Origin of the sequence: Flavobacterium glycogeni, assembly GCF_048286775.1 — a bacterium.
GTDB lineage: Bacteria > Bacteroidota > Bacteroidia > Flavobacteriales > Flavobacteriaceae > Flavobacterium.
Genome location: NZ_JBLVPV010000003.1, coordinates 29177 through 42508, shown reverse-complemented (window position 1 = coordinate 42508; position 13332 = coordinate 29177). Strand labels below are relative to the sequence as shown.

Sequence of the window (13332 nt, the reverse complement as noted above, 5' to 3'; positions counted from 1 at the left end):
AGGGGACTTTTATTTCAATCCATCTACGGATACATTCACGGTCCCTTTTACTTTTATAAAGGCAATAATAGCTTGATTTGTCAATTGGATTTTTTGAAATTGAATCTCCTCCATTTTTCCATTTACAAAAACACCTTGCATAGGAGAATAGTTTTTTAAATAAGTCATCATGCTTTTTTGACCTTCTTCAAGATTTGGTTTTATGGAGTAGCGACAACTTTGCTCTATTTTTCTTAAAATGAGTCCTTGCGCTAACCAATTAGCGGTTCGCATTAATTTATTTTTTGTGTCTAAAGCATAATCTAATTCATCAAAATAGACTTCTTTGGTTTTGTCGTTGTATTGTGGAAAACCGGCTAAATAGATGGTTCCATTTACAGATCCCAATACATCTAATGCGATTATCATTTTCCCGTTTTTGTGCCAAATAGCAACATTCTGAACTTTTACTTTCTTGGATCCTGAACCAAATTCTTGTCCGGAAAAATTCTTGGTCATCAGTTTTGAAGCTTCCAGATAGGTAGAAACTGCAACAATGTTTGCGGTGATTTCCTGAGGTATTTTGGAGACAGGTTTTAAAATAATTTTGCTGGCATTGAATTTAGATTCGGGTTGCTGTCCTATTAATGTTTCCATGTTGCATTTCATTCCCATTTCCAGTACAAAAGTGTCATTTTTGAGTTTGGCATTGGTGGAATAAATTTCAATAGGAACAATTCGAAGCCAGCTTTCATAAGTATCACTCATTTGAAAAGGAACACAAATTTTCTCTAATGCAGCCAAAACATTTGGTTTGAAATCCATTGACTTAGCAATGGCATCATCAATTTTCTTTTCTATTTTTGATTTGAAAAGCTTTATTCCTGGATTGATAAGATAGGTTACAGGCACATTTTTTCCAAAAACGGTCATCGTAGGACTTTCATTCCAATCCAATGATTTTAGTTCCGTTTTAGTATTCATTTTCCAATTGGTCAAACCTACATCACTCAGTAAAGTTACCACGCCATCAAGATTAAATTCTTTAGTGTTGTATAGGTCGACTCCCATTTTCTTTGTCCCAATCCTGTATTTTACGATAGCCTTCAAAGGTAAGACCGTTCTGATTTTTTGACTATTAGCTCCGTTGTCATTTTTGATTGTGATTGGCGCTAATTTCCAAATCTTCATTTCAATATCATCATCTTCAATAGTGTTGTCTTCATAGATCAAACCATTCAGGAGTGAGTTCGTTTGATTTTCGATATCCTTCAGTTTTACGCTGATTGGTAAATTGATAAAGGAAGGAGTGTTTTCGTAAACTAAAGGAATGGCATCGTCTGGTTCTGGTTTTAAAGTAGCTATTTTATTGGTTGTAGAACAGCTTGTAATCAATGCTATAGACAGAATTATAAGTAGGGATGAAAAATATTTATGCATTTTATTTTAGTTTGATGAGGCAAAATTAGTAAAACAATTCTTTTTTAGGATTAATGTGTAACATTTTCACAACAATTAAGTCTTATGATTAAATTCCTGATAAAGGTATTAACGTTTTCTTATTACAATTTCTTTTAGAGAAGAATTAATATTGTTTTAAAATTAACATAATTATGATTGAAATTAAAGATTTGCATAAATCCTATAAAATGGGGAGTTCCGAATTACATGTGTTAAAAGGAATTAATTTCAACATTAAAGAAGGGGAATTAGTGGCTATTATGGGGTCTTCCGGTTCAGGAAAATCTACACTGCTTAATATCCTTGGAATACTTGATGAAGCTGATTCTGGGAATTATATTTTGGATAGTGTGCCTATTAAAAATCTCAACGAGACAATCGCTTCAAGATATCGCAACAAATTTTTAGGTTTTGTTTTTCAATCTTTCAATTTGATTAATTATAAAAGCGCTTTGGATAATGTGGCGATGCCATTGTATTATCAGGGTATAAAAAGGAAAGAACGCAATGAAATTGCGATGAACTTTTTGGAGAAAGTAGGTTTGTCCTCGCATTCACATCACTTACCAAATGAACTTTCCGGTGGACAAAAACAACGTGTTGCCATTGCAAGAGCACTGGCATCAAATCCCAAAGTATTATTGGCCGATGAGCCTACAGGAGCTTTGGATACCAAAACATCTTATGAGGTTATGGAGTTGATACAAGGGATTAATGACGAAGGAAAAACCATTTTGATTGTAACGCACGAGCCTGATATTGCTGCCATGTGCAAAAGAAATGTTGTTTTAAAAGATGGTTTGATCATTGATGATAAATTAGTGGAACAAGTTAGAGCTTCTTCTTATAAAGATGGTTTGATTATCGATAATAAATTAGTAGAACAAGTAAGAGCATCCGCTTATGTTTAATGTAGAACGCTGGCAGGAAATTTTTGAGGCAATTGCCAAGAACAAACTGAGAACTTTTCTCACGGGAATTTCTGTGGCTTCTGGGATTTTCATATTAGTTATTCTTTTGGGTGTGGGCAAAGGACTTCAAAACGGGATTGAAAAACAGTTTGAACGTGATGCTGATGGTATAATTGAAATTTGGACAGGAACCACTGCCAAAGAATATAAAGGATTGAATCCTGGGAGACAAATTCAATTTCGCAATAGTGATTATGATATTTCAGTGCAAAAATTCGGAGATTTATTAGATAAAAAAGCGGCTACCTACAGTTTTTGGAATGGCGTAATTGTTTATGGTAAAGAAACTGGGAATTATCAATATAGAGGTGTTTATCCAGATTATCAAGCCATTGAAAATGCAACAATCGTTAATGGAAGATTCATTAATAATAATGATTTGGTAAGCAGTGAAAAAGTTGCAGCCATTGGACAAAAAGTAAAATTGGATTTATTTAAAGACAAAAATCCTATTGGAGAGCAAATTGTAATTAACAATATCAATTTTAAAGTGGTTGGTGTTTTTACAGATCCAGCTGGAGAAAGAGAAGAATCGAGAGTGTATCTGCCAATAACGACCACACAAAAAGCTTTTGGGATTGGGGACAGAATTAGCAATTTGTCTTTTACACTAACAAAAAAGGCTACTTATGAAGAAGCTTTAGCGCAATCAAATAAGTTTACAAAGGAATTAGATCAATTGTTAAAAAGTAAAAATACAATTGCACCGGATGATGAAAGTGCTATAGGAATTAATAATTCCATAAAAAATGCAAAACAGTTTTATGATTTAAATCTGTATATCCGATTGTTTTTTTGGTGGGTTGGAATTTGTACCATAATAGCAGGAGTAGTTGGGGTAAGTAACATTATGTTGATTATTGTAAAAGAAAGAACTAAAGAAATTGGTATTAGAAAAGCACTTGGTGCATCTCCTATTTCTATCATCGGAATGATTTTGCATGAATCCATTTTCATTACGACAATAGCAGGATTTGTGGGGCTTTTATCAAGTTTGTTGTTGTTGGAATTAGTAGGTCCGCTAGTATCAAGTGATTATTTCTTGAATCCCGAAGTTGATTTTAGTATCGCTTTAACCACCTTGATATTATTAGTTGTTGCTGGTGCTTTAGCTGGATTTTTTCCGGCATACAGAGCGGCCAAAATTAAACCCATTGTAGCACTTAGAGACGAATAATTATGTTTGACAGAGATAAATGGAATGAGATTTTAGAGGCTTTAACTGCGAATACATTTAGGACGATTCTTACGGCGTTTGGTGTTTTTTGGGGAATATTTATTTTGGTAATATTACTCGCCGCAGGAAATGGATTGGAAAATGGTGTTAAAAAAGGTTTTGACGGAATTGCAACCAATACCATGTTTATGTGGTCACAAACTACTTCGAAACCGTTTAAAGGATTGCCTGCAACCAGACAATTCGATTTTAAAAACGTCGATGTTACTGCTTTGAAAGAGAATTTTCCGGATTTATTATACGTTTCACCCAGAAATCAATTGGGTGGTTTTGAAGGCGCAAATAATGTAGTCAGAGGGACAAAAACGGCAGCTTATACTATCTACGGAGATTATCCGGAATTGATTAAGCAAGAATCGATGGATATTATAAAAGGGCGTTTTGTGAATCAGCAAGATATTGTATTGAAGCGTAAAGTTGCGGTTATTGGTCAAGGTGTAATAAACGAAATGTATGAAAAAGCAGAAGAGGTTATTGGAACTTATATCAAGATAAATGGAGTTAATTTTATGGTAGTGGGTGTTTATAACTCAAAATCTAGAAATAATGGAGATGCTGAATCCGCTCAAAAAAATATTTTTATGCCATTTACTACTTTTCAACAAGCTTTTAATTATGGGGATACAGTAGGATGGATGGCACTTACAGCTAATGATAATGCGTCAATTACAGAGTTAAAGCCTAAAATTTTAGACTTCATGAAATCCAGACATTCGATACATCCTCAAGATGACAGGGCGATTGGGAATTTCGATTTGTTTCAGGAGTTTAGCAAAATACAAGGCTTGTTTTTTATTCTAAAATTCATTGCTTATTTTGTAGGAACATTGGTATTGCTTTCCGGAGTAATTGGGATTTCTAATATCATGTTGATTGTTGTTAAAGAACGCACAAAGGAAATAGGAATTCGAAGAGCATTAGGAGCAACGCCAGGTGCGATTCGTTCCCAAATATTATCAGAAGCTATTTTTCTGACTATTATCGCAGGAATGTTTGGAATTGCATTGGCCACAGGATTATTAGCAGTTATCAATATGGTTTTAGAGTCCATGCCAAGTGAAGGAATGATGTTCGCCAATCCAAGTGTGGATTTGACAGTTGTTTTTATTGCTTTACTCATACTCATTGGTTCCGGCTTATTTGCAGGATTAATTCCGGCTCAAACTGCCATAAACGTAAAACCGGTAGACGCATTAAGAACAGAATAAAGTATCAATCAAAAATTATATAATCGATTAAACAATAAGCAAAATGAAAAAAGGATTAACCATAACTATTTTAATTACGATCGCACTAGTGTTCTCTGGTGCCTTGTATTATTTGTATGCCAAGAATCAGGAATCTCCAATTGTTTTTGAAACCGATAAGGCAGAAATAAAAACGATTGTGAAGAATACGATTGCAACCGGTAATATTGTTCCAGATGAAGAGGTGCTTATCAAACCTAATATTTCAGGTATTATTGAAGCTGTTTACATTAAAGCTGGGGAGAATATAAAAGCGGGTGATTTAATTGCAAAAATTAAAGTTGTTGCCAATGTATCTAACTTGAGTAATTCTCAAAACCAGGTTCAAACATCTAAAATTGCTTTGGATAATCAAGAGAAAGTGTTTTTAAGACAAAAAACGTTGTTTGATAAAGGCGTTATTTCGGCTAATGATTTTGATGCGGCACAATTAGCTTATAAACAAGCGAAGCAGAATTATAGCGCATCTAAACAAGGATATGACATTGTGAAAACAGGAACAACTTCAGGACTAGGAAGTTATGCCAATACTTTGATTCGTTCGACAGTAAATGGAATGGTGCTGGATGTTCCGGTAAAAGTAGGAAACCAAGTAATTGAAAGTAATAATTTCAACGAAGGAACAACAATAGCAAGCGTTGCTGATGTTGGGCGTATGATTTTCGTTGGAAAAATTGACGAATCAGAAGTAGGTAAAATAAAAGAAAAATTACCAATCGAAATTACTGTTGGCGCTATTGAAAACAAAAAATTTGATGCCGTTCTACAATATATTGCCCCAAAAGGTAAAACAGAAAATGGAGCGATTCAATTCGAAATAAAAGCATCTTTAACTAACAGAGACAATACTTTTATCAGAGCAGGTTTAAGTGCGAATGCTTCAATTATTTTAGAAAAAGCAGATAAAGTTTTAGCGGTAAAAGAATCATTGATTCAATTTGATAAAAAAACACAAAAACCATATGTAGAGGTTGAAACTGGAGTACAAAAGTTTACAAGAAAAAATTTAGTCTTGGGTGTCAGTGATGGGATTTATGTCGAAATAAAAAGCGGAATTAAAGCTTCGGATAAAATTAAAGTATGGAATCAAGGCCTAAAAAATGAAGAAATGAAACCTTAAAAATACACTCAAAAAGGAATTTTAGTTTTTAAAAAAATGTTAAATATGTGTAGTATCTTTGCTACACTTTCATTCAAAATATATGAAAAAAAATAGTTGTATCAGTTTCGTTTTTATCGTGCTGTTTGGTTTGTCCGTTCAGGGACAATCCAAAAAATGGACTCTGGAAGAATGCGTAAAATATGCCATACAAAATAACATCTCAATCAAACAATCCGAATTAGATACTAAAACGGCAGCCATTGATAAAAAAGGAGCGATTGGAAATTTCCTTCCGTCATTAAATGCCAGTGCTTCTCATTCCTGGAACATTGGTTTGAATCAGGATATTACCACGGGTTTGCTTCAAAATCAAACGACTCAGTTTACCTCTGCCGGTGCTAATGTTGGAATAGATATTTATAAAGGGATGCAAAATCAAAATACGCTACGCAAAGCCAATCTTTCAATAATAGCGGCCAAATATCAATTGTTGAAAATGCAGGAAGATGTAGCATTGAATGTTGCTAATGCTTTTTTACAGGTGCTTTTTAACAAAGAAAACTTAAAAGTGCAAAAAGAACAATTGGGAATTAATGAAAAGCAATATGCACGCTCGGAAGAATTAGTGAAAGCAGGATCTATTCCGCGTGGGGATTTATTGGACATAAAAGCTACTGTGGCATCAAACAATCAAAATGTTATTACTGCTGAAAATGCATTATTAATTTCAAAATTAAGTTTGGCTCAATTATTACAGTTGAAAGACTTTGAAAATTTTGATGTTGTTGATGATACCGATGTTAAAGATGAAAATAATATTATGGCACAATCTCCGGCGGCCATTTATGATAAAGCCAAAGAAGGCAGAACAGAATTGAAAATTGCCAGAACTAATTTAGAAATTGCCCAAAAAAATGTAGCAATTGCCAAAGGAGCTTTTCAACCTACTTTGCAAGGTTTTTATAGTTTTAGTTCTAGAGTTGGGTATAGTGACAGAGTTGTGGGTTTTCAACCAAATACTTCAAATCCTACATCTGTAGTTGGGTATGTGGAAGGTACAAATCAAAATGTTTTACAAAATAATTTTTCTCCCGTATTAGGAAAAGCTTTGCCTTTCTTTGATCAATTTAGTGATAACAAAGGACATTCTTTTGGGGCTCAGTTATCGATTCCTATCTTTAATGGATTTTCAGCCAGAAACAATGTAGAGCGTTCTAAAGTAAGTTTAGAAAGATCAAAAATTGCTGTAGAGCAACAAGATTTAGATTTGCAAAGAAATGTTTTCACTGCATTTGCAGATGCTAAAGGCGCTTTGAATGCGTATGAATCTTCGGTTGTGGCACTTGAGTCCAGACAAGGGGCTTATGATTATGCCAAAGAAAAATACGCGGTTGGTTTGATGAATTCTTTTGATTTCAATCAGTCACAAACCTTACTGACTAATGCACAATCAGATGTTCTTAGAACAAAATACGATTATATTTTTAAAATTAAAATATTGGAATTCTATTTTGGAATTCCTCTTATCAAAAACTAATTTATCATGTCAAAGAAAACAATTTATATCCTAATAGGTGGAGCAGTAGTAATCATTGCTGCTTTGATAGCGCTTTCAAAATCAGGAGCTATCGGAAATAAGGACAAGGGGACTGAAGTTGAAATCGCCCAAGTTAATCCTGTAACTATTGTTGAAACGGTTTCGGCTACCGGGAAAATTCAACCAGAAATTGAGGTTAAAATTTCATCTGAGGTATCAGGAGAGATTATTTCTTTAAACGTAAAAGAAGGACAAGTTGTAAAGAAAGGAGATTTATTGGTTAAAATAAATCCAGATCTGTATACTTCAGGTTACAATCGTTCGGTTTCCAATTTATCAGGAACCAGAGCTAATTTGAGTCAGGCAGATGCTTCGTTCAAGGAATCTAAATCAAGTTACGACAGAAATAAAACATTATTCGAAAAAGGAATTATTTCAAAGTCAGATTGGGATAAAGCAGTTGCCTCTTATGAAGTGGCAAAAGCAGCTAAGCAGACCGCTTATTTTAATGTTCAAAGTGCCTCGGCAACTGTAAATGAAGCCAAAGACAATTTAGGACGTACTACAATCTATGCGCCTGCGGATGGAACTATTTCGATGTTAAACGTAGAATTAGGGGAACGTGTTTTAGGAACGCAACAAATGACTGGAACGGAGATTTTGAGAGTAGCCAACTTAAATAATATGGAGGTTGAAGTAGATGTCAATGAAAATGATATTGTAAAAATTAAAGTGGGAGATGAAGCGAATGTTGAAGTTGATGCTTATCTAAAAAAACAATTTAAGGGTGTTGTAACTAGTATTTCTAATTCGGCCAGTTCAGCTTTGACAGCAGATCAGGTGACTAATTTTAAAGTTAAAGTAAGAATTCTTAAAGAATCGTATCAAGATTTATTAGAGGGAAAACCGGATACATATTCTCCTTTTAGACCTGGAATGACTGCAACTGTTGATATCATTACAGAAACAAAAACGAATGTATTGTCTGTGCCAATTAGTTCAGTAGTGGTGAAATCAGATACGACAGCTGTAAAAGAAATTAAAGTGGAAGATCCTAATGAAGAACAAAAAGGAGCTGCACCTAAAAGTGACAAGAAATTTGAATGCGTATTTGTAAAAGTAGGCGATAAAGCTAAAATTAGAATTATCAAGACCGGAATTCAAGACGATACAAATATTGAGGTTTTAACAGGTCTTAAAAAAGGAGATGTTGTTATAACCGGACCTTATACTACCGTTTCAAAGGACTTAAATTCTGGGGATAAAGTAACTACCGAAAAGAAAAAAGAGGAATTGGCGGATAAGAAATAATATTCGGGTTTTAGTGATACGCTCAATAAAAATCGGTCAAGTTGTATTAATAGTTATAAAAAAGAAAACACGTCAAGAATATTCTTGACGTGTTTTCTTTTTTATAAAAGTATATTTCAAAATTCGGTGTAAATTTGCAATCTTATGAATTGTTTGGGTTTTTTATTTCATGTTATTCTAGATTTCTTTAAGTTAAAATCTAAAATCTAAAATCTAAAATCTAAAATCTAAAATCTAAAAAGTGTCTTACATTCTCAACATCGAAACCGCTACGAAAAACTGTTCAGTTGCTCTTGCAAAAGACGGTAAAACAATTTTATGCAAAGAAATTGCCGAAGAAGGCTATTCTCATGCAGAACGATTGCATGTTTTTATTGAGGAAATTATTAAAGAGGCGGGAATTACGCTTAATGATTTATCCGCCATCGCAGTGAGTCAAGGTCCGGGTTCTTATACAGGATTGCGAATAGGAGTTTCGGCTGCCAAAGGACTGTGTTATGCGCTGGATATCCCATTAATTGCTGTAGATACTTTACAGTCTCTGGCGTCACAGGTAACCATTTCCAGCGGATTAATCATTCCCATGATTGATGCCCGAAGAATGGAAGTGTATAGCGCTGTTTTTGCTCCAAATTTGGAACGAAAAAGAGAAGTTCTTGCCGAAATAATTACTGAAAATTCCTTTGAGGATTTGGAGGAAACACTTTATTTTGTTGGGGATTGTGCCGAAAAATGCAAGTCAGTTTTGACTAAAGAAAACTATGTTTTTCTTGACGAAATCGTATATCCTTCTGCCAAAGAAATGAGTGCGATAAGTTTTGAAAAATTCAAAAAAAGCGACACTGTAGATGTCGCTTATTTTGAACCGTATTATTTGAAAGATTTCATGATTACTGCTTCAAAGAAGTAATATCTTTAGATTAAGAATTATCTTGGGATGATTCTCTTACATAAGGCTGAATAACTATTCCGGCAGAGTCAAATGCCAGTTTACAGCTTTCTAAAGTTTCAGAGAAAACGATACCATAATCTTCATTATTTGCCCACGGTCTCACCGCAAGTTGAATAGCATTGTCAGTTAAGTTTTTTACAGAAACTTCGGCAGCAGGAGTTTGAAGTACTTTGGGATTATTTTTTAAAATGGCAGTAATTATTTCTTTCACTTTTTTAATATCCGTATCGTAGGAAATGGCAATGGTCAAATCGGCTCTTCTGATTTTTTGCAAAGAATAGTTGATAATGTTCCCATTTGATAAAGATCCATTGGGTACAAAAATAGTCTGGTTATTAGCCGTAATTAATTTGGTTACAAATATTTGAATTTCACGGACAGTTCCGGTTACTCCCTGTGCTTCAATAGTGTCATTTACCTTAAAAGGCTTAAAGAGAATAATCAGCATACCGCCTGCAAAATTTGATAAGGAACCTTGAAGTGATAAACCCACTGCAAGTCCCATGGCGCCAAGAATGGCAACAAAAGAGGAGATTCCTACTCCTAATTTTTCGAGGAAAGTTACAAACAATAATATTCTTAATACCCAAAGTAAAATATCGGCCAAAAAGGCGGTCAATGTAGGGTCTAAATTCCTTTTTATCATTAGTTTTCTAATGAATCTATTGATCAGCCGAATGGCGTAAAGACCGACAAATAAAATAACAAAGGCAGAAACTACTTTTGGGGAATAATCAATTAATTCTTTGATGAAGGTGTCAGCATAACCAGTTAACTGATTTGGATTTAAGTTCATTTTTTATATAATAAAAAACCTTCCCAAAAGAGAAGGTTAAGTTTGAAGCGCAAAAATACAAATAAATTATTTTCTTATAAATTAATCTGCGTCTTCTTCTGTTTTATTTGTAGTTTTTTTAGGAGTTTCGATAGTGTCAGCATCTCCGTCATTTGCTAATTCGTTTGCTTTTTCAGAAACAGTTTCGGCAGCATCAGTAGCGATTGTTTTAGTTTTACTTGCTATTTCTTCTACTTTGTCTGTGGCTGCGACAGTTTTTTCTTTTACGGATTCTGCTGCGTTTCCTAAAGCATCACCAGCTTTGTCAGAATGCCCAGTGACAGTTTCTTTGGCTTGGTTAGCAAAACCTTCTACTTTATCTATAATTGGAGCAGCAGTTTCTTTTACTTTTTCAAATGTTTCTTCTACAAAAGTTTCCGCTTTTTCAAGATAAGGACTTGCAGTTTCTTTTGCTTTATCGAATGTTTCTTCTGCAAATGTTTCTGCTTTTTCAAGATAGGGTGCTGCAGTCTCTTTTGCTTGTTCAAAAGTAGTTTCGGCTTTGTCAGCTAATTCGCTGGCAGTTTCTTTGGCTGAGCCAAATAAATTTTTAAAAAATGAAGATAGTCCCATGGTATTTTTATTTGATTAGTCTTACAATATTAAACAATTTTTTCTACGATTGCTTTATTAAATCATTAATAATTTGCTGAAAATCAGTATTTGGCATCAAGCAGGTCCTGTTTTGGCACAGATAAAACAGCGTTTCCTTATTTATATAACGTGCCGATAAAAAAGGAAGGCTTGATGTTTTTTGGGTTCCAGCCAAAACAATATTGGGAATATAGATGCTGTTTATTTTTGCGCAATACTCTAAAGCCAATTCTCCACAAATGGCTAATTCTTTGTTTTGTTCCGAAAAGTTCAACCCCAAATCCATCCAGTTTGAGAATGCAGACGGATAATCGACACCCGGAAGTATAGCGAGCAACATGTTATGGCTGACTTTTTCGTAATAGGGATTATTAAAATAAATGCTCAATTGATACACGTTTTTTGCCATCACTGAATTGGATGCAGGAATGACATTGTCTTCCGTTTCATAATGTGTGGTTATTAAAGCTTCATCCAGATTGGATGTAAAAGCAAAAAACGATTTTTTTTCATCATAAAAATGTTCCAAACTATAATCGGTCAGTTGTTTGGCGTCATGGAGCCATTTCTCGTCAAAAGTAACTTCGTACAAGGCGATAAAGGCTGCAATTACAAAACAGTAATCTTCCAGATAACCATTGATGGTACTTTTTCCGTTTTTGTAATTGTGAAATAGATTCCCCTCGCTTGACCAAAGATTCGTAGTTATGAAATAAGCATTTTGCAAGGCTGCCTCTAAATATTTTTTGTCTTCCAATGCTTTGTAGGCATCAACATATCCTTTTAGCATTATCGCGTTCCAGGAAGTCAGACATTTATCATCGAGCCTTGGTTTAGAACGCTTTTCTCTTTCGTTATACAGTAGTTTTTCCCAGTTTTCCTTTTTGTTTTCAAGTGTAGCAACAGGAATGTTATTCTGTTTTGCAATACTTTCTAAAGTTTGATTTTGAATGACAACATAATTTTCATTTTCCCATAATCCAAAACTATTGCAATTGAAAACCTGACTGAATAAATCAAAATCTTCTTTGATGATTGCCTTTAATTCTGGGATTTTCCAAACATAAAAAGCACCTTCTTCCAGATGATTATTTGAGTTTAAACTGTCAGCATCCAACGCAGCATAAAATCCGCCTTCAGGATTCATTAATTCTTTTGCTACAAAGCGAAGTGTTTTTTCTATAACCTCTTTGTATAATTGGTTTTTAGTCAGTTTATATGCATCGCTGTATAAAGAAACCAATTGTCCATTGTCATAAAGCATTTTTTCAAAATGGGGAACATGCCATTTCATATCTACTGAATAGCGTGAAAAACCACCGTCAATGGTATCAAAAAGCCCTCCATACGCCATTTTGGTTAAAGTAAGATTTACAAAATCCAGTAAACCAGCATCATTCTTTTGATATCCATAACGCATTAGGAAATGATAATTATTGGGCATCATAAACTTGGGCGCTCTTGCCATTCCACCAAATTCCCAATCGAAACTTTTTTTCCATTTTTCGATTAAAGAGGCAATCAAATTTTGATCTATTTCTGTTTCCGATTCTTCGTTTTGTACAATTCCGATAGCTTTAATTCCAAGATGTAATTTTTCAGCATAATCAATCATTCTTTCCGGCGCTGATTGATACATTTTTTGTAATTCATCAAGGGTTTGTGTCCACTCGTCTTTTCTAAAATAAGTTCCGCCCCAAACTGGTCTGCCATCTGGTAGTGTGACTACGTTTAAAGGCCATCCGCCACGACCGGTCATGATTTGAACGGCTTTCATATAAACGGCATCAACATCCGGACGTTCTTCTCGATCGACTTTAATATTGATGAAATTAGCATTCATGACTTGAGCTACGGCTACATTTTCAAAACTTTCGTGTTCCATCACATGGCACCAATGACAAGCAGAATACCCGATGCTTACGATGATTAGCTTGTTGTTTTCTTTAGCTTCTGTCAATGATTTTGGATTCCAAGCTTTCCAGTGAACAGGATTGTTGGCGTGTTGTAATAAATAAGGACTGGTTTCTTGTGAAAGTAGGTTCATATTTTTTGTTTTTTAGCCCGATAGTCCCGAAATCTAGGGAAATAGCTTTTAAAAATAAA

At 34.3% G+C, this 13332-nt stretch carries 11 protein-coding genes; 7 read left to right on the top strand and 4 right to left on the bottom strand.

What is annotated here, in order from left to right:
• Window positions 1-9 precede the first annotated feature (9 nt).
• Window positions 10-1419, bottom strand: a complete 1410-nt coding sequence (locus tag ACNQGX_RS03140; RefSeq protein ID WP_417973938.1) for a DUF4403 family protein — start codon at window positions 1417-1419, stop codon at window positions 10-12.
• 173 nt (window positions 1420-1592) lie between these two features.
• Between ACNQGX_RS03140 and ACNQGX_RS03135 the strand changes: the two genes are divergently transcribed.
• The 7 genes from ACNQGX_RS03135 to tsaB all read left to right on the top strand — a co-directional run bounded on the left by ACNQGX_RS03135 (window position 1593) and on the right by tsaB (window position 9755).
• Window positions 1593-2351, top strand: coding sequence for an ABC transporter ATP-binding protein (locus tag ACNQGX_RS03135; protein ID WP_417973936.1), 759 nt, complete (start codon window positions 1593-1595; stop codon window positions 2349-2351).
• Window positions 2344-3588, top strand: a complete 1245-nt coding sequence (locus ACNQGX_RS03130; RefSeq protein WP_417973934.1) for an ABC transporter permease — start codon at window positions 2344-2346, stop codon at window positions 3586-3588. Before ACNQGX_RS03135 ends, ACNQGX_RS03130 begins: the two co-directional genes overlap by 8 nt.
• 2 nt (window positions 3589-3590) lie before the next feature.
• Window positions 3591-4856, top strand: coding sequence for an ABC transporter permease (locus tag ACNQGX_RS03125; RefSeq protein WP_417973932.1), 1266 nt, complete (start codon window positions 3591-3593; stop codon window positions 4854-4856).
• A 43-nt stretch (window positions 4857-4899) separates the two neighbouring features.
• The gene (locus tag ACNQGX_RS03120) at window positions 4900-6015 is read left to right on the top strand and encodes an efflux RND transporter periplasmic adaptor subunit (RefSeq protein WP_417973930.1); all 1116 of its coding nucleotides are present in this window, start codon (window positions 4900-4902) and stop codon (window positions 6013-6015) included.
• An 82-nt stretch (window positions 6016-6097) separates the two neighbouring features.
• A complete protein-coding gene (locus tag ACNQGX_RS03115) occupies window positions 6098-7534 on the top strand; it encodes a TolC family protein (protein ID WP_417973928.1) in 1437 nt (478 codons plus the stop codon).
• Window positions 7535-7540: 6 nt separating this feature from the next.
• The gene (locus ACNQGX_RS03110) at window positions 7541-8845 is read left to right on the top strand and encodes an efflux RND transporter periplasmic adaptor subunit (protein WP_417973926.1); all 1305 of its coding nucleotides are present in this window, start codon (window positions 7541-7543) and stop codon (window positions 8843-8845) included.
• Window positions 8846-9086: 241 nt separating this feature from the next.
• A complete protein-coding gene (gene tsaB / locus ACNQGX_RS03105) occupies window positions 9087-9755 on the top strand; it encodes a tRNA (adenosine(37)-N6)-threonylcarbamoyltransferase complex dimerization subunit type 1 TsaB (RefSeq protein WP_417973924.1) in 669 nt (222 codons plus the stop codon).
• A gap of 10 nt (window positions 9756-9765) precedes the next feature.
• On the opposite strand, the gene ACNQGX_RS03100 is transcribed toward tsaB, so the two are convergent.
• The 3 genes from ACNQGX_RS03100 to ACNQGX_RS03090 all read right to left on the bottom strand — a co-directional run bounded on the left by ACNQGX_RS03100 (window position 9766) and on the right by ACNQGX_RS03090 (window position 13273).
• A complete protein-coding gene (locus ACNQGX_RS03100) occupies window positions 9766-10593 on the bottom strand; it encodes a mechanosensitive ion channel family protein (protein ID WP_417973922.1) in 828 nt (275 codons plus the stop codon).
• A gap of 81 nt (window positions 10594-10674) precedes the next feature.
• A complete protein-coding gene (locus ACNQGX_RS03095; RefSeq protein ID WP_417973920.1) occupies window positions 10675-11205 on the bottom strand; it encodes a YtxH domain-containing protein in 531 nt (176 codons plus the stop codon).
• Window positions 11206-11248: 43 nt separating this feature from the next.
• Window positions 11249-13273 (bottom strand): thioredoxin domain-containing protein, encoded by a 2025-nt coding sequence (locus tag ACNQGX_RS03090; RefSeq protein WP_417973918.1) that lies wholly within the window; start codon window positions 13271-13273, stop codon window positions 11249-11251.
• Window positions 13274-13332: the final 59 nt, after the last annotated feature.

What these genes read in the sequence shown, in the direction of transcription:
- ACNQGX_RS03130 (WP_417973934.1), top strand. Translation starts at nt 2,344, where the DNA reads ATGTTTAATGTAGAACGCTGGCAGGAAATTTTTGAGGCAATTGCCAAG.
- ACNQGX_RS03095 (WP_417973920.1), bottom strand. Translation starts at nt 11,205, where the DNA reads ATGGGACTATCTTCATTTTTTAAAAATTTATTTGGCTCAGCCAAAGAA.
- ACNQGX_RS03120 (WP_417973930.1), top strand. Translation starts at nt 4,900, where the DNA reads ATGAAAAAAGGATTAACCATAACTATTTTAATTACGATCGCACTAGTG.
- ACNQGX_RS03115 (WP_417973928.1), top strand. Translation starts at nt 6,098, where the DNA reads ATGAAAAAAAATAGTTGTATCAGTTTCGTTTTTATCGTGCTGTTTGGT.
- ACNQGX_RS03100 (WP_417973922.1), bottom strand. Translation starts at nt 10,593, where the DNA reads ATGAACTTAAATCCAAATCAGTTAACTGGTTATGCTGACACCTTCATC.
- ACNQGX_RS03090 (WP_417973918.1), bottom strand. Translation starts at nt 13,273, where the DNA reads ATGAACCTACTTTCACAAGAAACCAGTCCTTATTTATTACAACACGCC.
- ACNQGX_RS03110 (WP_417973926.1), top strand. Translation starts at nt 7,541, where the DNA reads ATGTCAAAGAAAACAATTTATATCCTAATAGGTGGAGCAGTAGTAATC.
- ACNQGX_RS03135 (WP_417973936.1), top strand. Translation starts at nt 1,593, where the DNA reads ATGATTGAAATTAAAGATTTGCATAAATCCTATAAAATGGGGAGTTCC.
- ACNQGX_RS03140 (WP_417973938.1), bottom strand. Translation starts at nt 1,419, where the DNA reads ATGCATAAATATTTTTCATCCCTACTTATAATTCTGTCTATAGCATTG.
- ACNQGX_RS03125 (WP_417973932.1), top strand. Translation starts at nt 3,591, where the DNA reads ATGTTTGACAGAGATAAATGGAATGAGATTTTAGAGGCTTTAACTGCG.